The sequence below is a fragment of the Planctomycetia bacterium genome (genome assembly GCA_015200345.1).
GTDB lineage: Bacteria > Planctomycetota > Phycisphaerae > UBA1845 > UTPLA1 > PLA3.
In genome coordinates this window covers 3716800-3735199 of record CP054187.1, presented here as the reverse complement: position 1 = coordinate 3735199, position 18400 = coordinate 3716800, and the positions used below count along the sequence as shown (strand labels likewise).

General features: G+C 62.8%; 14 protein-coding genes. 10 read left to right on the top strand and 4 right to left on the bottom strand.

What is annotated here, in order from left to right; all coding sequences use genetic code 11:
- Positions 1–367: 367 nt before the first annotated feature.
- From HRU71_15180 to HRU71_15170, 3 genes are read left to right on the top strand one after another with little or no spacing between them, the layout of a single operon-like run.
- The gene (locus HRU71_15180) at positions 368–1300 is read left to right on the top strand and encodes an amidohydrolase family protein (protein QOJ04749.1); all 933 of its coding nucleotides are present in this window, start codon (positions 368–370) and stop codon (positions 1298–1300) included.
- The gene (locus HRU71_15175) at positions 1293–2006 is read left to right on the top strand and encodes a hypothetical protein (protein QOJ04748.1); all 714 of its coding nucleotides are present in this window, start codon (positions 1293–1295) and stop codon (positions 2004–2006) included. Before HRU71_15180 ends, HRU71_15175 begins: the two co-directional genes overlap by 8 nt.
- An 11-nt stretch (positions 2007–2017) precedes the next feature.
- Positions 2018–3712, top strand: a complete 1695-nt coding sequence (locus HRU71_15170; protein ID QOJ04747.1) for an amidohydrolase — start codon at positions 2018–2020, stop codon at positions 3710–3712.
- Positions 3713–3725: 13 nt separating this feature from the next.
- Here HRU71_15170 and queG read toward each other — a convergent pair whose 3' ends face one another.
- Positions 3726–4715, bottom strand: coding sequence for a tRNA epoxyqueuosine(34) reductase QueG (gene queG, locus HRU71_15165; GenBank protein QOJ04746.1), 990 nt, complete (start codon positions 4713–4715; stop codon positions 3726–3728).
- 65 nt (positions 4716–4780) lie between these two features.
- Here queG and HRU71_15160 point away from each other — a divergent pair, with 65 nt between their 5' ends.
- From HRU71_15160 to HRU71_15135, 6 genes are all read left to right on the top strand, one after another.
- Entirely contained in the window at positions 4781–5227 is a 447-nt protein-coding gene (locus tag HRU71_15160) for a hypothetical protein (GenBank protein ID QOJ04745.1), read from the top strand.
- A 178-nt stretch (positions 5228–5405) separates the two neighbouring features.
- Complete coding sequence (gene sppA / locus HRU71_15155; GenBank protein ID QOJ04744.1) at positions 5406–7289, top strand: signal peptide peptidase SppA; 1884 nt, start codon at positions 5406–5408, stop codon at positions 7287–7289.
- 504 nt (positions 7290–7793) lie between these two features.
- Complete coding sequence (locus HRU71_15150; GenBank protein QOJ05037.1) at positions 7794–9911, top strand: thioredoxin domain-containing protein; 2118 nt, start codon at positions 7794–7796, stop codon at positions 9909–9911.
- 106 nt (positions 9912–10017) lie between these two features.
- Positions 10018–10641 (top strand): hypothetical protein, encoded by a 624-nt coding sequence (locus HRU71_15145; GenBank protein ID QOJ04743.1) that lies wholly within the window; start codon positions 10018–10020, stop codon positions 10639–10641.
- A gap of 38 nt (positions 10642–10679) precedes the next feature.
- Positions 10680–11132, top strand: coding sequence for a cyclic nucleotide-binding domain-containing protein (locus HRU71_15140; GenBank protein QOJ04742.1), 453 nt, complete (start codon positions 10680–10682; stop codon positions 11130–11132).
- A 373-nt stretch (positions 11133–11505) separates the two neighbouring features.
- Positions 11506–12750, top strand: a complete 1245-nt coding sequence (locus HRU71_15135; protein QOJ04741.1) for a Glu/Leu/Phe/Val dehydrogenase — start codon at positions 11506–11508, stop codon at positions 12748–12750.
- Here HRU71_15135 and rfbD read toward each other — a convergent pair.
- Both rfbD and HRU71_15125 read right to left on the bottom strand, forming a co-directional pair.
- Positions 12747–13667, bottom strand: coding sequence for a dTDP-4-dehydrorhamnose reductase (rfbD, locus tag HRU71_15130; protein QOJ04740.1), 921 nt, complete (start codon positions 13665–13667; stop codon positions 12747–12749). The genes HRU71_15135 and rfbD overlap by 4 nt on opposite strands.
- A 107-nt stretch (positions 13668–13774) precedes the next feature.
- A complete protein-coding gene (locus tag HRU71_15125; protein ID QOJ04739.1) occupies positions 13775–15676 on the bottom strand; it encodes a hypothetical protein in 1902 nt (633 codons plus the stop codon).
- Positions 15677–15968: 292 nt separating this feature from the next.
- On the opposite strand from HRU71_15125, the gene HRU71_15120 reads away from it, so the two are divergent.
- On the top strand, positions 15969–16661 hold the full coding sequence (locus tag HRU71_15120) for a DUF502 domain-containing protein (GenBank protein ID QOJ04738.1): 693 nt from the start codon (positions 15969–15971) through the stop codon (positions 16659–16661).
- A gap of 129 nt (positions 16662–16790) precedes the next feature.
- Here the strand turns inward: HRU71_15120 and HRU71_15115 are convergent, their stop codons facing one another.
- Positions 16791–18320, bottom strand: coding sequence for a YifB family Mg chelatase-like AAA ATPase (locus HRU71_15115; GenBank protein QOJ04737.1), 1530 nt, complete (start codon positions 18318–18320; stop codon positions 16791–16793).
- Positions 18321–18400: the final 80 nt, after the last annotated feature.

Below are 18400 nucleotides of genomic sequence, written 5' to 3'. Positions count from 1 at the left end.
CAGCCAACCGACGCCGTCCATCGCATCGCAAGGACGTGATGCAACCACCGTGCCCAGGGCGTGGAACTCCGACAGTCGTCCGGAAAACGAGCGGCAAACAAGCTCCGCCGGGCTGCGTTGACGCGCGATCGCATGCGTTCGTTCTCAATTCCGATCTTTCGGGGACGATGCGGCGCAGCCCGGCTGCGCCCATTTCCGCCCGGGATCGCGGGAAACAACGCACACGTTCCAGAGCGGTATCGCGCCGTCAAATGCCGCCACAGGGCATCCGCCACCAAACAGACCGATTCACCCGCGCTTGAATTCTCCTGCATACCGGGTGAAACTGCTGCGGCTCGAGTCAAGCACACAGGATCCGTACCCCGATATGATTATCGACTGCCACACACACGTCTGGGAATCACCGGAGCAACTGGGTATGGCCAAGGCGGCCCTCGAAGCGCGGGCCACTCGCGCTGCCGCGGCCGGCTTGGGTGGCAACAACGCCCCCCTTCCCGATGCGTCGATCGCCCGCCACTTTTCGGCGAGCGACCCGGTTGATAAATCCTTCGTGCTGGGTTTCAAAAGCCGTTACCTCGGCGCCGAGGTTCCGCTAAGCCTCATCTCACGGTACGTCCGCGAACACCCGGAAAAGCTCATCGGCGCGGTCGGCATCGACCCGACCAACCTCTCCGAGGCGATGGAAGACCTCGCTTCGGCCAACCAGCAATTCGGGCTGAAAGCCGTCACCGTGTCACCGGCCGCGCAAGACTTTCACCCGGCCGACAGCCGCGCAATGCAGGTCTTTGCCGAAGCGGCGCGGCTGGGGATGCCGGTATTGTTTCACCAAGGTGTTCACTTCTCGTCGGCAGGCAAGATGGAGTTCGCCCGGCCGTCGCTGGTCGACGAAGTGGCCCGCGATCTGCCGCAGCTGAAGATCGTCATCGCTCATCTGGGGTACCCGTGGGTGGAAGAGACCATCGTGCTTCTGGGCAAGCATCCCAATGTCTTCGCGGACATCAGCGGCCTGCTGCACCGCTCTTGGCACGCCTACAACGCCCTGTTGTCGGCCTTTCAGTACGGTGTGATCGACAAACTGCTCTTTGGCAGTGATTTCCCCTTCACCTCGGCGAAAAGCGCCATCGAATCGCTCTATCGGCTCAACCAACTCGTCATCGGTACGAACCTGCCCACGATTCCTCGCGCCGCACTCGTCGGAATCGTGGAGCGCGACGCCCTCGGACTGCTTGGCATCGAGCATGCCGCCCCCGGCCTCGCGCGCTCCCCTGACAACGGATTGCTGGACGGCCACGATGCCTGATCGCCTGCGCCATGGCCAGGCCGGACGTGATCGGGTCGATTGCGGTCTCGCGCCTTCCGGCCGCCTGGTCCGTGCATTGGCATTGTGCCTGGGGCTCTACGGTTGCAGCACGACTCCGACTCGCATTGAAATCCTGTCGTTCAAACGGGTTGAGGAACCGGTCCGCTATGCGGAGACTTTTGACCGCAGCCATTACTGTCGCGACGCGCACGGGAACTGGCTCATCGTCATGGAGATGCCGCCGGTCTGGGTCGAAGGCCGCCAAGCGGAAACCGACGCCAGGCCCGGCTCCAGCCATGCTTCCGGCTGGACGTCGCAACTGGTTCACGTCGAGGTCTTCTGGGTGCCTTACCCGGGGCGGACTCATGCGGAATCGACTCAAACCAACGCGGCGATTACCTACCACCTCGTGACGCCGAGCGGCGTCTTGACCTACGAAGGCGCTGGGTTTGTCTATTTTCAACCGCCCCGGCCGGGTAAACCGCTGGTCGGTCGGATCGAATCGGGCAGCCTGCTTCGCGCAAAGGACGTCACGGATGCCAACGATCTGTTCGGGCCGTGCCGATTACGCGGGTCCTTTACCGCACAGGAGGATCGCCGGGCCGTCTTCCGTGCGCTGAATGAAATGAAACGGACCCGTGCAAGGACCCTTGCTCTCGAGCCGGCCACCGCAGCGGACCCGGCGTCAGCGAATGCGAGCAATTAAGGAGCCTCGCCGTGCATCGATGGTTTTGTTTAAGTGTCGCCCTGTGCGGGCTGATCGCGGGCTGCTCCGGCGGCGCGCGGGAGTACGATCTTATCGTGCACAATGCAGCCATTTGGACCGGCAATCCCGACCAGCCCGAAGCAAGTGTCCTGGCTGTCCGAGGGGACGAGTTTGTCTACGTCGGCAGCGAAATGCCCGATCCGTCGCGCATCGGTCGGCACACCCAGGTCATCGACGCGCAACAGGCTCGCATCGTCCCCGGTCTGATCGACGCCCACCTGCACCTGATCTCCGGCGGTTTGCAACTGACGCGATTGAATCTTCGTGACGTGCCTGATCGCGCGGTTTTCATCGAACGCGTCGCGGCACGCGCCAAGGCGACTCCCACCGGTCGATGGATTCTCGGCGGGCGCTGGTCTACCGAAAGCTGGCCCGACCCGACGCAACCCAACAAGTCATGGATCGACCCGGTCACCGGCGATCGGCCGACGCTCCTTCATCGAATGGATGGCCACGGCGCGCTGGCGAACAGCGCCGCCCTGAAACTCGCCGGCATCACGGCCGAAGGCCCGCCCGACCCGCCCGGCGGGCTGATCGAGCGCGATCCAAAGAGTGGCGAGCCGACCGGGATTCTCAAGGAATCGGCGATCGAGCTGGTGTCGCGTCATGTGCCAACGCCTTCGGCCGGCGAGCTGGACACGGCGCTGGCAGCCGCCATGCACCATGCGAATTCCCACGGCATCACGGCGGTTCACACGATGTCGCCCTGGAACGAATACGCCGTACTCGACCGCGCGCGCAAAGCGAACCGCATGACGCTGCGTGTGCGCCAATACGTGAGCGAGTCGGATTGGCGGCCGCTGATCGGCAAGGTCCGCCGCACACGGAGCGACGACTGGTTGCGTATCTGCGGATTCAAACAATTCATGGACGGCTCGCTTGGTTCGCGCACGGCTTTCATGGCCGAGCCGTACGTCGACCAGCCGGACCATCACGGCGTGCTTCGTGAAGTGATGTATGCGAGCGGAAAGGATCAGCCCGATGCGGGACATCTGACCGAGATGTGTCGCGCTGCCGTGGAGGCGGACTTGTCGCCGGCGATTCACGCCATCGGCGACCAGGCCAACCGCATTGTGCTGGACACGTACGAACAGGTTCGCAGAAGCAACGAATCGCAGTCGGGCGCGCACAGGGTTCCTTTGCGAATCGAACACGCCCAGCATTTGTTGCCCGATGACATCGAACGCTTCGCAACGCTGGGCGTCGTCGCGTCGATGCAGCCGTTGCACAAGGCCGACGACGGGCGCTACGCGCTCGGTGCTATTGGCATCGAGCGTTGCCGGACGAGCTACGCGTTTCGTTCGCTCATCGATGCGGGCGCGGTGGTGGCGTTCGGGAGCGACTGGCCGGTGGTTTCGCTCAATCCGATGGAAGGAATTCACGCCGCGGTAACAGGCCGGACCTTGAACGACCAGACCTTCGTCCCCGAGCAGAACATCACCAGTGAGCAGGCGCTTCGCGCGTATACGACCGGCGCGGCCCAGGCTTCGGGCGACCGCGAAAAGCTGGGGGTGATCCGCCCCGGCGCACTGGCGGATTTCGTGATCCTGGATGCCGACGTCCTGGCGATCCGCGCCGCGGCGATCCGCGTCGTTCGCGTGAATCAGACGTTTGTCGGAGGTCGGCGCGTGTACGCACGTGATTAAGAGCGATTTTGCGTCATCGCGAGTCCTCCGCGCGGCGCACGATGTTCTCCAGTGCGATCCGTGCGTTGCGCCGCCACGTCGCCGGCGTCGCGCGGGCCGTTGCCTTGCCGGCGGTCGCACGCCGGTGCGTCGGCCCGTTCCACCGGGCCAGGTCTCCCAGCCGCGGCCGGGCGGAATCGAGCGTCCCGATCAGGCGCGGCTCGCGCGTCTCGGGCGAACGCTGGTTGAACGGGCAGACCTCCTGGCACACGTCGCAACCGAAGACCCAGTCTCCCATGACCGCGGTCAATTCCGGATCGATCTCGCCGCGATGCTCGATCGTCAGGTACGAGATGCAGCGGCTCGCGTCCAGTTCGTAGGCCACGGGAAACGCACCGGTCGGACAGGCGTCGAGGCACCGCGTGCAACTGCCGCAGTGGTCCGCCTGCGGCCCGTCGATCGGCAGCTCCAGATCAGTGAACAGCTCTCCCAGCACAAAATAAGAACCCAGCGATGCGTTTAATATGAGCGTATTTTTACCAATCCAGCCCACCCCCGCCATCGCGGCCAGTTCGCGCTCCGTCACCGCAGACGTATCGACGCATACCTTGAATTGAAACGGATGACCCAACGCTGCCTGCAATCGCTCGGCCAGCGCCCCCAGCTTGTCCTTCATGACGACGTGGTAATCCTCGCCCCAGGCATACATCGCCACCCGACCACGCGGCGCGCCGCCGATCGGCGGCGAGGGCGCAGGCAACGGCTGGCGATAGTTCAAGGCCGTCACGATCACGCTTCGCGCCCATGGCAACCAGACGCGCACGTCCTCGCGCGATCCGACGTGGCGGTTCAAGTAATGCATCGTCCCCGCGCGGCCGGAGGCAAGCCACGTGCGCAGATACTCTCCGCGCGGAATCGGCGCCGCCGGACCGATGCCGCAGGCGTCGAGACCCAGCTGCGCCGCGAGGTCTCGTACCATCGCAGCGCGCGCCGACGCCGCCAAGCTTGGAAGTGCGTTTGACATTCGCCTGATTGTACGCGACAATCCGCAACGCTACGTGAACACACGCGCCCATAATGGGGGTTGCCATGATTTTTGATTACGACTGGTGGTTCGGCGGCGCTTACCAGAACCGCATCGCCGAGGCCAAACGCCGCTGCGTCCGGTCGCATTTTCCAAAACTGAAGAACGAGGACCTCGAACGCGACAAGGCGGCCGCCGCGTTCCTCGAAAAGCTGGAGGCGCGGTCGATTCTCTATCTGCGCGACGGCTTCTCGTATGAATTGAAGGAACTCATCATTTCATCCACGACCAGCTCACTCTCTTTCGAATGTGCCCCCGCCGACGATGCCTACAAGGTCGGTGCCTTTGTGGTCACCCTGCCATTTGATGAGGTCGTCCGCGTGGAGGTTTTCGCTTATCACCCGGACGAAAAGCCCGAAGACATGCCATCGATCAAGGGATTCGGCGGCATCCAGACCGGCCATTCCAAGCGCGTGGACGAGCGCTCGGCACGGTCCGAACAGGTGGATTGAACCCCGCGAGCGGGAGATTTTTGCCTGTCAAGCGGCGGCGTGAGTCGCGCCGGGCATTTTCGTTCTACGGCTTGGGATGGGAGACGGTCAAACATCCGGCGGGCCATCGGCCGCGTTGAGCGGTGGTGAATATTCGGCCGGCCCGGAACAACTCACTTTTGATGTGGAGCCTCAAACCATGCGAAGCACGTTTCGAAATCTCGCACTGATCTTGTCCGCATCGCTGCTTGGGCCGGCGTTCACGCAGACCGCCCGCGCGCAGGATGGCAAGAGCATCGTTGCCTATTTTAAGGTCGCCGGGCAGATCTCCGAGCAACCCGAACAACTCGCCGGACTGGGCGAACTGTTTGGCGGCAAGGCGCCGACCAACATGTTCGATTTGTTGGCGAAGTTCAAAAAGGCCCGAACGGACGACAAGGTGAAAGCCGTCATCCTCGACATGGAGAACGCGGCACTGGGGATCGCCCAAATTCAGGAACTGCGTACGCAGATTGAAGCGCTGCGGGCCGCCGACAAGGACGTTTGGGTTTTCACCGAGACACTCGGCATGGGCAGGCTGATGCTGGCGTCGGCAGCCAGCAAGCTGGTGCTGATGCCGCGCGGCGTGGTCGAGCTGGCCGGCATGTACTCGGAAGGGCTTTATTTCAAGCGCATGATGGACAAGATCGGTGTGCAAGCCGACATCATCCACTGCGGTGACTACAAGTCCGCTGGCGAGCCGTTCTACCTCGAAGGACCGAGCAAACCGGCGGAAGAGCAGACCAATCGATTGATCGATTCGATCTTCGCCACCCTCAAGAGCGAGATCTGCAAGAGCCGCAAGATCGAAATCGACGAACTCGATCAATTGATCGACAAAGCCATCCTGTCGCCCGCCGAAGCGAAGGAAGCCGGCCTTGTCGATGACTTGATGTTCCGCGAGGACTTCGTCAAGGCCGTTCGCAAGAAATACGGCAAGAATGCGAAAGTCGCCTTCGACTACGGCCGCAAGAAGGGTCCGGAGCTTGATCTTGAGAACCCGTTCGCCATCTGGGGCTTCTTTGCCCAGGTCATGAAACCCAAGGAAGAATCCCAGAAGCCCGCCATTGCCGTCGTGTACGTCGAAGGACCGATCACGCAGGGCGAAAGCGAACCGGGCATGTTCGGAGGCCCGCCCTCCAACGCCGGCTCCGACACGATACGCAAAGCCATCGCCGAGGCCGCGGCGGATAAAAACGTGAAGGCCCTCATCCTGCGCGTCGACTCGCCCGGCGGATCGGCCATTGCCAGCGAAATCATCGCCGAAGCCACGATGCGATTTAAGAAGAGCGGTCGGCCGTTCATTTGCTCAATGGGCAACGTGGCCGGCAGCGGCGGGTATTACGTCGCCACGCAGGCGGACACGATTTTTGCGCAGCCTTCGACCATCACCGGTTCCATCGGCGTCGTCGGCGGCAAATTGGTGACCAAGGGCCTGTGGGACTGGGTCGGCGTCACCGGTCACGAATACAAGCGCGGCAAGCACGCCGACATCATGAACACCAATCGCAAATTCACCGAGGAGGAACACAAGGTGATGAGCGGCTTCATGAATCGCATTTACGGCGAGTTCAAAGATCGCGTCACGCAGGGCCGCGGCGACCGCATCAAGGGTGACCTGGAGAGCCTTGCGGGCGGACGAGTCTATACAGGCGAACAGGCAATTGAGATCGGCCTCGTCGATCGGCTCGGCGGTTTCGCCGATGCGATTCGCTACACCGCGAGCGAGGCGGATATCGAAAGCGATTACGAATTGAAAGTCTTCCCGAAGCCCAAGAACCTCGCCGACATTTTCGCGGAAGCGTTTGGCGGCGGGAAGGACAAGGACCATGAGTTCATCCACACTGGCGCGGCCGTTCGAACGGGCGTTCAGGCGCTCTCGCGTTACGCACGGTTGCCCGCGATGGCGGCCGGTCTGGAAGCAATCCGTCGCCTTGACCCCATCAAGGCCCGGGCCGTGGAAGATTTTCTGATCCACATGGAACTTCTGTCGCAGGACGGAGTATTACTCATTGGACCGAGTTTCACGACGCTGTCGAAGTGAAGCCCGACGCGGCAGAACGTTTCACCAAGCAGAACAGAAGGATCGCGGAAAAGCGATCTAACCTTGGTGAACCAATCGGGTCTAATAGGTTGAGACCCGAACGAACCAGAACAAACCCGGACGCGTAAGCAGTCCGGCTTTAACAGATCCCACTCCACCCTCTGGCCCGGTCGTCTGAACTCACCGTTTGGGCGACTGGGCCACCTTATTTGGCTCAACTACGCAAGCGTGACGCTTGCGTTTGTGCCCCTGGTTCGATGGTTTGCGCAATCGGCTCTTTTGGGGCATTCGCCCTATACTCCCGGAATGTTTCATACGCAATCAACCATCACGCTGCCGCGCAACCGGCATGTTGCAATACTCCGGGTTGCCAGGTTGACCGTGCTGCTGGTCGTCGGTTGCAATGCCGCCTACGAATCCGATGAAATCGCCCGGCAAGGACTCAACCGCGCGCCGGCTGTGAGCAATACCGGCACGATCTCACCCCCTCAACAGGACGCCCGCATGACGACCTCGACCTCTTCGCGCAAGCCCAATCGCCTCGCCCGCGCCACCAGCCCGTACCTGCTGCAACACGCATACAACCCCGTCGATTGGTACGAATGGGGAACCGAAGCGCTGGACAAGGCGCGACGCGAAGACAAGCCCATCTTCCTGTCCATCGGTTATTCCGCGTGCCATTGGTGCCATGTCATGGAGCGCGAGAGTTTCGAGAACGAGGAGATCGCCGCGTTCCTCAACGCGCATTTCGTGCCGATCAAAGTCGACCGCGAGGAACGCCCCGACCTTGACGACATCTACATGATGGCCACGCAGGCGCTGACCCGCTCGGGCGGCTGGCCCATGTCGGTCTGGCTGACGCCCGATCTCAAGCCCTTCTACGCCGGAACGTATTTCCCGCCCGATGATCGCTACGGCCGGCCCGGCTTCAAGCGTGTGCTGGAGTTCCTCGCCGACATCTGGAAGAACCAGCGTGAAAAGGCATTGGATCAGGCGGACCAGTTGACGCAGGCGGTGCAGCAGTTGACAACTGTCGCGCAAGGACAGGAACTGGTCCCCTGGGAAGTCGTCCAGCGATCCGCGGTCTTTCTGACAAAGGCCTTTGACCCGGTCAAGGGCGGCATGAGCGGCGGCGGCACGAACAAGTTCCCGCCGGCGATGGCGATGGACCTCATGCTGCGTGTTTATCACGCCTCGCAGGAGTCACGCGACGGCAGCCGGGCGGAGCCGGACGCGCGCATGCTCGCCGCCGTTGAGTTGACGCTTGAGAAGATGGCGCACGGCGGAATCTACGATCAACTCGGTGGCGGGTTCGCACGCTACAGCACCGACGTGGACTGGCTCGTGCCGCATTTTGAGAAGATGCTGTACGATCAGGCGCTGGTAAGCGACATTTATCTCAAAGCGTTTCAATTGACCGGCAAGCCGCTGTATGGGCGCGTCGCGCGCGAGACGCTCGATTACGTCATCGCCGACCTGCAAAGCCCCGAAGGCGGGTACTACTCCACGCGCGACGCCGACAGCGAGGGGCACGAGGGCCGGTTCTACGTTTGGACCCTGGACGAAGTAAAGGCCCTGCTCGGAAGCGACGCCGCCCTGTTCTGCGATTACTACGACGTGACGAAGGACGGCAACTGGGAAGGCGTGAACATTCTGAACATCCAGCGTCCCCTGGAGACCGTCGCGAAGCTGCACGGTCTGGAGATCGGCGAAGCGGAAAAACGCCTGAACACGGCGCGTGCGACGCTCTTCGCCGCGCGAGAGAAGCGCGTCAAGCCGCATCTGGATGACAAGGTGCTGTCGGGCTGGAACGGCATGATGATCGCGAGCATGGCCCGCGGGGCTCGGATTCTTGGTGATGACCGCTATCGCGTCTCGGCGGAGAAGGCGGCGACCTTTGTGATGACCCGGATGGTCCGCGAAGGCCGCCTGCTGCGAACGTACCGCGCCGGCAAGGCGCATACGCATGCCTACCTCGACGATCACGCCTGTTTGATCGAAGCGATGCTGAACCTGTATGAGACCACCTTTGATACGAGATGGCTGGATCACGCGGAAAAGCTGAACGACGATCTGGCGCGGTACTTCCGCGATGCGGACCACGGTGCGTACTACTACACGCCCGTTGATGGCGAGAAACTGATCGTTCGAGCGAAGGACAACAACGACGGCGCGACTCCGTCCGGCAACTCGGTGCAACTCATGAATCTGCTGCGCCTGGCGGTGCTGCTGGATCGCAAAGACCTCCACGAAGAAGCCGAGCGGATGATTCGCGCGTTCAGCAAACATCTGGACGAAACGCCGTTTCGCTCCGAACGGATGCTCTCCGCAATCGATTTTTATCACCGTCGCCCGCGCGAGTTGGCCTTCGTCGCCGCCTCGGCAGACGCCGCGAACCTCGACAAATTGATCGAAACAGCGTGGCGGACGTACGTGCCCAACGTCGTTTTCGCGCGAATCTACGTGGATGCTCCCGATGCAGCCGATTTGGCGAAACGCATCCCCTTGCTTGCCGGCAAGCAGCCGCCGCCGACCGGCGCAGCGGCTTTTGTCTGTCGGAACTTCACTTGCAAGGCGCCAACCAGCGACGCCGAACAACTCCGTGCGCTGCTGGCGCCCTGACAGCCGGGACGAAGCGCCCACGCGCCGCGCCGATTCGCGCGGGATGCTAGGAGGTATAATCCCGGCGGCATGCCACGGAAGGCACTGCGACCTGGAGATCAACACCATGAAGTCTTTCGCATCAATGGATCGTTGTTGCGTTGCGGCAGGGGCCTGTTCCGCGATGCTCGCATTGGCGTGGCCGCTTCTCGCGCAGACCGCGCCCGATACATCAGGAAAACCCGCCGCTTCGCAGCCGGCCGCCGCTGCCGCAGGGGCCTCGCGTCAAACGGATGACGAGGCCGAGCCGCGTCGCGAACCCAGCGCGGCGGAGATTCTTCGCGAGCTGTCGCGCGATTCCGGCGATACGCCCCGGCCCGTTATTCTGCCGTCGCGGCCCGGTCAGGATCGCACCTCGGCCATTGACCCGACGGCCCTGCCGGTCAACGCGGTCGGCGCGCTGGTGCCCAAACTCTACCCCGATGGGTATCGCATCGTGGACCGCCCCGGTCGCCTCACGCGCGAAGGAGATTACTACACCTTCTCGTTCGAAAGCCGCGGGCAAGGGCCGGTTGAACCGCCCGTCCGCCTGCTGCCGAATCGACTCCTCGAAGACATGGAAATCGTTACCTCCGGCGCGACCAAGCCCATTGTCTTCCTCGTCAGCGGCGAGATGACCGCGTACCATGGCGTCAATTACCTGCTGGTGCAGAAGCTGCTGACCCAGCCGAATCTGGGAAATCTCAAATAACCCGAACGTGCCTCATGAGTGGCACCAGGATCGCGCACATGTCTCACGCATACGATGTCGCCATCACCCGGTTCCCGCTCTTTGCGGGCTTCACGCCGCACGGGGCGCAGGCGATTCTCCAGGCCGGCCAGATTCGTGAATTGAATCCCGGTGAGGTCGTCTTCAAGGAGAAGGATGCCGCGGAATGCGCCCTGCTCGTGCTGGACGGCCGTCTGGAAGTCTTCGTCCAGCGCGACGGCAAGGACATGAGTCTGAAATTCACGGATCCCGGCGCGATCGTTGGAGAATTGGCGGTCTTGTGCGGAATCCCGCGTTCCGCCTCGGTCCGGGCTGCGGAAAAGTCCGTGATCCTGGAGTGGCCGGCCCCGGCTTTCCGCCGAATTCTGCTGGGCGACCCGTTCCTCTCCCAGCGCATTTTCCGCGAGGCCCTGCGCACCTTGATTGAGAAAGAGCAATCGTTGATCGAGTCCCTGACCGGTTCCAACCGCTGATTCCGGCGTCGCGGATCGCATCGAACAATCCTCATTCTGATCACGCCTTCGGGCCGTCGATCCTATTCTCATGTCCCGATCCGTCATGCAGGCTAAGTGAAGCCGTAATGAGTCTTCACCTGTGGCACAGGCGTCTCGCCTGTGGTTCACCCGCTGGGGCGGGTACCACACCCTATGAATCATTCTGCGGTACCGCTTAGTCCTTCCAGCGTCGGCGCGGCGGCACACAGATTGCAAGATCGGTATTCTGCGAAGGGCCGACCCACGCGGTCCGCGCCGGGTTCGCGCTTGTGTGGACCGGTTTGTCGTGATCGCTCGGCCGCGTTAGCATTTGGCCCTTCGAGTCAAGCCGCTACGCAAGGAGCATTCAACCATGGCCGAGATGAACCCGTTCAAGATCGCCCAGCAGCAACTCGACGAAGCCGCCGCCAAGCTCGGACTCGACACCGCGACGCACGAACTGCTCCGCTGGCCGATGAAGGAGTTTCACTTCACGCTGCCCGTCAAGATGGACACCGGCAAGACGCGTGTCTTTCATGCCTACCGTGTGCAGTACAACGCCGCGCGCGGCCCGACCAAGGGCGGCATCCGCTGGCACCCCGATGAGACCATCGACACGATTCGCGCCCTCGCGGCCTGGATGACCTGGAAGTGCGCCGTGGTCAACATCCCCCTCGGCGGCGGCAAGGGCGGCATCATCTGCAACCCGAATGAGCTTTCCGAGACCGAAAAGGAGCGCCTCGCCCGCGCCTACATCCGCGCCGTCGCCGGCGAATTGGGCGTTCACAAAGACGTGCCCGCGCCCGACGTCAACACCACCCCGCAAATCATGGCCTGGATGATGGATGAATACGAAACCATCGTCGGACACAGCCATCCCGGTGTCATCACCGGCAAGCCCCTCCCGCTGGGCGGCTCCGAAGGCCGCGGCAACGCCACCGCGCGAGGCGGCATCTACACCGTCCGCGAGGCGGCCGCCAAGATCAGCCTCGATCCTTCCAAGGCCACGTACGCGATTCAGGGCTTCGGCAACGTTGGCTCGTGTGCCGCGCGGCTGCTCGCCGAACAGGGCGCGAAGATCGTCGCCGTGTCGGACGTGAAGGGCGGCATCTTCAAGGAGGGCGGGCTGGACATTCCCGCAGTGGTTGAACACTTCAAGCAGACCGGCTCGGTCATCGGCTTCAAGGGCGCGAAGGACCTCACGAACGAAGAGCTGCTCGTGCTGGACGTGGACATTCTGGTTCCGGCGGCGCTGGAGTGCGTCATCACCGGCGCCAACGCCAACAACATCAAGGCCAAGCTGATCTGCGAGCTGGCCAACGGTCCGACGACCCCCGACGCCGATGCCATCCTGCACAAGAAGGGCATCCTGGTCTTGCCCGACTTCATGGCCAACGCCGGCGGCGTGACCGTCAGCTACCTCGAACAGGTTCAGAACACCTACAACTACTACTGGTCGCTGGAGGCCGTCTGCTCGCAGCTCGATCGCCACATGACCGACGCCTTCAACGCCGTGTGGAAGACGCGCGAGCAGGCCAAGGTTCACATGCGGCTGGCTGCTTACATGGTCAGCGTCGCTCGAGTGGCCGAGGCCTGCAAGCTCCGCGGCTGGGTCTAGACCGGACGTCGCGCGTCGGCTTCTCTCTTCATGAACGCCACGACCGCATCGCGCCAATCACGCATGCGATGAGCTGTGATCTGCTGGTACACGCTGTTGTCCAGCACGCTCCAACTTGGCCGCCGCGCCGCACGACCTGCCTGCGCCGACGTGATGGGCTCCACCGTCGCCTCCAACCCCGCCAAATCAATCACCGTTCGCGCAAACAGCCACCATGTGCAGGCGCCGGCATTCGTGACATGTAATACGCGATGCCCGTGATCCACGCCTGCGACAACCAACCGAACCAGCGCATCCGCCAGGTCTTCCGAATACGTCGGCGACCCCGTCTGATCGTTGACGACTCGCAGCGGCCCGCCGGCCCGCGCCTGGCGGAGAATCGCCTGCGGAAAGCCCGGCCCGTCGTGCCCGTACAACCACGCCGTCCGTACAATCAACGCTTCCGGATGCGCCTGCAACACGCGCTGTTCACCCGCCAGTTTTGTCCGCCCGTAGGCACAGAGCGCTTCCGGCGGTCCGGTCACGTCGTCCACCCGCCGCGCCCGATGCGGCCTCGCGTCACCCGGTGAATCGGACGGGTCCGCGAAGACGTAGTCAGTCGAAATGTGAATGAGCCGCGCCCCGATCCTGCGCGACGTCGCGGCGACGTGCCCCGCTCCATCGGCATTGACCGCCATCGCCTCGGCCTCGCGCGATTCACACGCATCGACTTGTGTAAACGCCGCGCCGTTGATCACGACGTGAGGTGCAAACTCCTCCGCGACCGTACCGACCTGTTCCGCGCGTGTGATGTCGCACGTTGCGGCGCCGTCCGCGCGGACACCAGCCCCGCTTTCGCGTAATCGGCGCACCAGCGGCGTGCCCAATAATCCCGTTCCTCCCGGAACCCAAACGCGCAATCCATTCAATCCGGCCATGATGCGCGTCCTTCGACCGACAAGCAGTATTCTCGTGATTCAATCAGATGTGACTGACTCTTGCTGACGTTCGCTGGAAGCTACGCAATGCAACCAGCGGCCTGTCCTCATGGTTTCTTCTCGGGTTCGCCCGGCCTGGCGCCCGTTGGTTGTGCGTCGCGATGGCCAAGGTCCTGACCCAGTCGATCAAAGTAATTCTTCACGCCCTTGCGATAGGCTCGCGGAATGCGATCCTTGCTGATCGCGTCGGCCGCATCCGCCTCCGCCGCACGGGACACCTCCATCAGCTCGACGTCTGATTTGCCTTTGAGGTGCTCGCCTTGAATGAATTGCTGCCCGATGATCTTGCCCGACTTGGTCAGCTTGCCCTTGTCCTTCTTGTTCACAAAATCCACGTCGGTCGTGTTGTCAATATTTCGCCGGCCTGATCCGTGACCGCGCCCCAGCCTTCCCTTACCACTCCCGCTGCCCTTCTCACTGCCGGTCCCCTCGCAGCCGCCGCACAGCGAGCCATCCTTTCGAAACCCGGTGCCATTGCAACTTCCGCACTTGCCGCTTTCACCGTTGCCTTCGCCGTCCCCCTCCCCATCGCCGTGGTTGTCGCCGTCTCCGGATAACTCATCGCGCGCTTCCGCCAACTGCGACATCTGCGCGTCCAATTCATTCATGGTCTGTTCCACCTGCTCTAAGTCACTTAGCATCTCCGCGGCTTCGCCCAGCTCGCTCGCCGCCGCCTCCGTATCGCCCTGCTCCAATTGCCTGCCGGCCTCGCTCATCTGGTCGCCGAGTTTCTTACACTGCTGCGCGGCTTGCAGACGCTGCTGGGCCTTGTCCGCCATCATCTTGATCTGATCTTCGGTGATGCCCTTATTCTTCAACTGCTCGGCCAGCTCCTGCGCCAGTTTCTCAAGTTGGTGTTTATCCTTCTTGGCCAGCGTATCGAGGACTTTCTTCACTTGCTCCTTGGTAAGACCGGCGTTCTTCATCTCGCGCTCGGTCTGTTTGTCTTCCGCGGCCTTGTTCAACTTCTCCGCCAACTCGTTCAGTTGTTTCTGCAATGCCTTCGTCTTCTGCGGGTCGGACGTGCCGTCTTTCGCGCGCTTCGCCAGTTCCTCCTGCAACCGTATCGCCTGGTCGCGCGCCGACTCGAAATCGCCCGCCGCGAGACGCTCCATCAGCTTCGCGGCCTCGCCCTTCGGATCTTCCGGCGCGCCCAGGCGGTTCAGACGCTTTTTGATCTCTTCCATCGCCCGAAAGCGGTCCTCCTCCGCCTTTTTTCGCAGCGCATCCTGGAGCTTGTCCAGTTGCTTGGCCGCTTCGCGCCGCACGACCTCGGCATCGGCATTCGGATCGCGCTCCAGCGCCTGCTCCAATTGAGCCACCTGGGACTTCAACGCCTCATCGCCCTGCTTGTCGGCAATCTGCTGCATCGCCGTCACCGGCTTTGCCACGGCGTTGCGCAATCGGTTCAGCGCCGCCAGCCGTGCCTCGGCCTGCGCCCGGCTCTCGTTCTTTTTCTGAATATCGAACTCGGGCAGCAGCAGCGTCAGCGCCGCCGCCAACGCCATCGTCGCGCCCAGCGTCATCGACCGCGACCAGCGCACGCTAATCAGGCGACTTGCTCGAATCCCAGCCAGGCGATCTTCGGCGTCCGCCACTACCGCGCGGGTGAAAGGATCATCCGGATTAACATCTGTACGGGCGGCATCAAGAGCCAGACTCGTCGAGACGCGCTCGCGCAGCCCCGCTGCGGCATCCAGCGCCCGCGCCGCCGTCAGCTTCGCCTCCCGCGTCGCGGCGAACCAAGCACACGAAACAACTAGGCTCAACCCCCCGGCAACGCCCGATGCCCACTTCATGGGAATCCGAAGCGCGAATACCCGATCGGCCACGATGAGTAGCATCCAAGCGCCGGCGCACCACAGCAACGACCAGCCCCAAAGCCGAAGCCAGCGATTCAGCCACAGTCGCCGCTGCGCCGATTTGACCGCGCGCTCCAGTCCTGACATGCTCCGCCTCGCATTCCGATCGGGCTTGGGGGCCGTTGCATCATCCTATTCAATCAACGTCTTGATCGCAATTGCGTTTCTGGGTTTTCCGGCCGAGCCGATGCCTATTCCCATGCAGCGCGATATACTCCCACGCGTATAATTCAGCGGGCCGACGGAATCGCTCCAGCGAACCGGACCGATCCGGCAGCACGCCCCGAACGACTCACGAAACAGGACGATCTGAATGCCACCCGGCAACGATACTACATCGCCGCCACAGAAAGGAGTCCGTGAACGCATCAAGTCCGGCATGACCCCGCGCTCCTTCCGAGGACGCATCATCACCGGCGTCATCCTCATTATGCCGCTGGCCGTCACGGCGATTCTAATTCGATACGTCTATAACGCGGCGCTGTCGATCGGCGTCAAGCTCGTCTACTGGTCAAGCTGGACGCTTTATCGTGCGTTCGGCGTCGGATCGGCCTCGCCCCGCGCGATCGACCCGGCTAACGCCGCGTGGTATGAAATCACCATCGCCGTCGTCATTACCGTCTTGATGCTTTACATGCTCGGCTGGCTCGGCTCGAACGTCGTCGGGCGGCGGCTGATCGAAGTATTCGAAAAACTGCTGGGACGCATCCCGCTGGTAGACACGATCTATTCCGCCATCAAACGCTTCATCGGCTCGCTTAGCGGCGTCGGCGACGGCCCGACCAAAGCGCAAAAAGTCGTGTTGATCGAGTTCCCAAGCCCCGGCCTTCAGGCCATCGGCTTCGTCACGGGCTTCACGACCGACCGTAACTCGGGTCAGAAACTCGCGACCGTTTACCTGCCGACCGCCATCAATCCCACCAGCGGGTACATGGAGTTTGTTCCGGTCGAAAACCTCGTCGAGACCGATCTGACCCCCGCGCAAGCGATGTCGATCATTCTCTCCGGCGGCGCCAGTTCCCCGGAGCATATTACGTTGACTCCGATGAAGCCCGAAGCGGCGGCCCGGTAGCGCATCCTTAAGCAAACGAGGGATTGTCTTGGCTCCACCATGATCGGTGCGATTGCTCAATCAACATGCCCGCCAGACGCTGCGGCCATGCCACCCCTTGTGCCATGCTATGCATGGCACTGAACTGCCCTACCGCTGCCGATCCAACTGGCGGAAATGGACCGCCTCGGCGACGTACTCCGCGCGAATGGTCTCGCTGCCCTCCACATCGGCAATGGTTCGCGCCACGCGCAGCACTTTGTCGTGCGCGCGGGCGGATAAGCCCAGTTCGCTCATGCTTTGCTTCAGCACGAGTTCACCGTCAGCATCCAGTTGGCAATGTTGTCGAACCTGGCGCGGCGACATGCGGGCGTTGAGGGTCGTCGTGCCCGCCCCGAACCGATCACGCTGACGCTGCCGCGCCGACATGACCCACTCGCGCATCTGGGCCGAAGTCGTACCGGGCTTGCCGTGGCGCAGTTCCTGATACGGCACGGCCGGCACGGTCACATGAATATCAATCCGGTCGATCAGCGGTCCACTGATGCGCGACAGGTACTTTTCAATCTGAACAACCGAGCAATTGCACCGCCTTCGCGGATCCGCGAGATAGCCGCAGGGGCAGGGATTCATCGCGGCGACGAGGATGAATTGCGCAGGCAGGCGAATCGTACTGTGCGCGCGGGAAATCGTGACCGCGCCATCCTCAAGCGGCTGGCGGAGCGTCTCCAACACGGGCCGCGGAAACTCCGCAAACTCGTCGAGGAACAACACACCATGATGCGCAAACGAGACCTCGCCGGGCTGGGGAATCGTCCCGCCGCCGACCAGTGCCGGCGCGCTGGCGGAATGATGCGGCGTGCGAACCGGCCGCGTCGCAAGCAATGCAGCGCCGGGCGGAAGTTTGCCGGCGGCCGACCAGATGCGCGTCGTCTCCAGCGATTCCTCAAGCGTGAGCGGCGGCAGAACCGTCGGCAGGCACTTGGCCATGAGCGTCTTGCCGGAGCCGGGTGGACCGATCATGAGCAGGTTGTGTCCGCCGGCGGCCGCCAACGTCACCGCGCGTTTCACGCCGTCCTGCCCGCGCACGTCGGAAAAATCCACGTCGTACTGCGACGACTGGCGGAACACCTCGTTGAGATCGACCGCCATCGGTTCGATCGGCAACTGCTCGGTCAGGAACCCTACAGCCTCGGTCAGCGACGATGCGGGGATGACTTCAATGCCGTCGACGACCGCCGCCTCATTTGCGTTGTCGCGCGGCAGAATGACCCCGCGATACCCCTCGCGCTTGGCGAGCATGGCCATCGACAGCCCGCCGCGAATCGGCCGCAAGCGCCCATCCAGCGCCAGCTCGCCCGCGATCATGTAATGACTGGCGGCGTCGGGCATCGAACCGTCGGCCGCGAAGAGCAGGCCCAGCGCGATCGGCAGGTCGAGCGACGGCCCCTCCTTGCGAACATCGGCCGGGGCGAGATTGATGAGCGTGCGATGAGCCGGGCTGGGGTAGCCGCAATTCTCCAGCACGGTGCGGACGCGATCGAGGCTCTCTTTCACCGCGGCGTCGGGCAGACCGACGATGGCGGTGTGTTCGAACCCGCGCGAAGCGACGTTAACCTCGACCTCGCACGCGACGGCCTCAATGCCGACAAGTGTAAAAGATTGCAGCCGCACCAGCATGGGGGCGGATGATAAGGGTTCGGGACCGAACGGGGCAAGTAGGGTGACCCGATCGTTTCCGCCCAATCGTGCAGACGCGG

Bases quoted from the DNA above. Each gene is read 5' to 3' on its own strand.
- HRU71_15180 (QOJ04749.1), top strand. From the start codon at position 368: ATGATTATCGACTGCCACACACACGTCTGGGAATCACCGGAGCAACTG.
- HRU71_15175 (QOJ04748.1), top strand. From the start codon at position 1,293: ATGCCTGATCGCCTGCGCCATGGCCAGGCCGGACGTGATCGGGTCGAT.
- queG (QOJ04746.1), bottom strand. From the start codon at position 4,715: ATGTCAAACGCACTTCCAAGCTTGGCGGCGTCGGCGCGCGCTGCGATG.
- HRU71_15160 (QOJ04745.1), top strand. From the start codon at position 4,781: ATGATTTTTGATTACGACTGGTGGTTCGGCGGCGCTTACCAGAACCGC.
- sppA (QOJ04744.1), top strand. From the start codon at position 5,406: ATGCGAAGCACGTTTCGAAATCTCGCACTGATCTTGTCCGCATCGCTG.
- HRU71_15150 (QOJ05037.1), top strand. From the start codon at position 7,794: ATGACGACCTCGACCTCTTCGCGCAAGCCCAATCGCCTCGCCCGCGCC.
- HRU71_15145 (QOJ04743.1), top strand. From the start codon at position 10,018: ATGAAGTCTTTCGCATCAATGGATCGTTGTTGCGTTGCGGCAGGGGCC.
- HRU71_15140 (QOJ04742.1), top strand. From the start codon at position 10,680: ATGTCTCACGCATACGATGTCGCCATCACCCGGTTCCCGCTCTTTGCG.
- HRU71_15135 (QOJ04741.1), top strand. From the start codon at position 11,506: ATGGCCGAGATGAACCCGTTCAAGATCGCCCAGCAGCAACTCGACGAA.
- rfbD (QOJ04740.1), bottom strand. From the start codon at position 13,667: ATGGCCGGATTGAATGGATTGCGCGTTTGGGTTCCGGGAGGAACGGGA.
- HRU71_15125 (QOJ04739.1), bottom strand. From the start codon at position 15,676: ATGTCAGGACTGGAGCGCGCGGTCAAATCGGCGCAGCGGCGACTGTGG.
- HRU71_15120 (QOJ04738.1), top strand. From the start codon at position 15,969: ATGACCCCGCGCTCCTTCCGAGGACGCATCATCACCGGCGTCATCCTC.
- HRU71_15115 (QOJ04737.1), bottom strand. From the start codon at position 18,320: ATGCTGGTGCGGCTGCAATCTTTTACACTTGTCGGCATTGAGGCCGTC.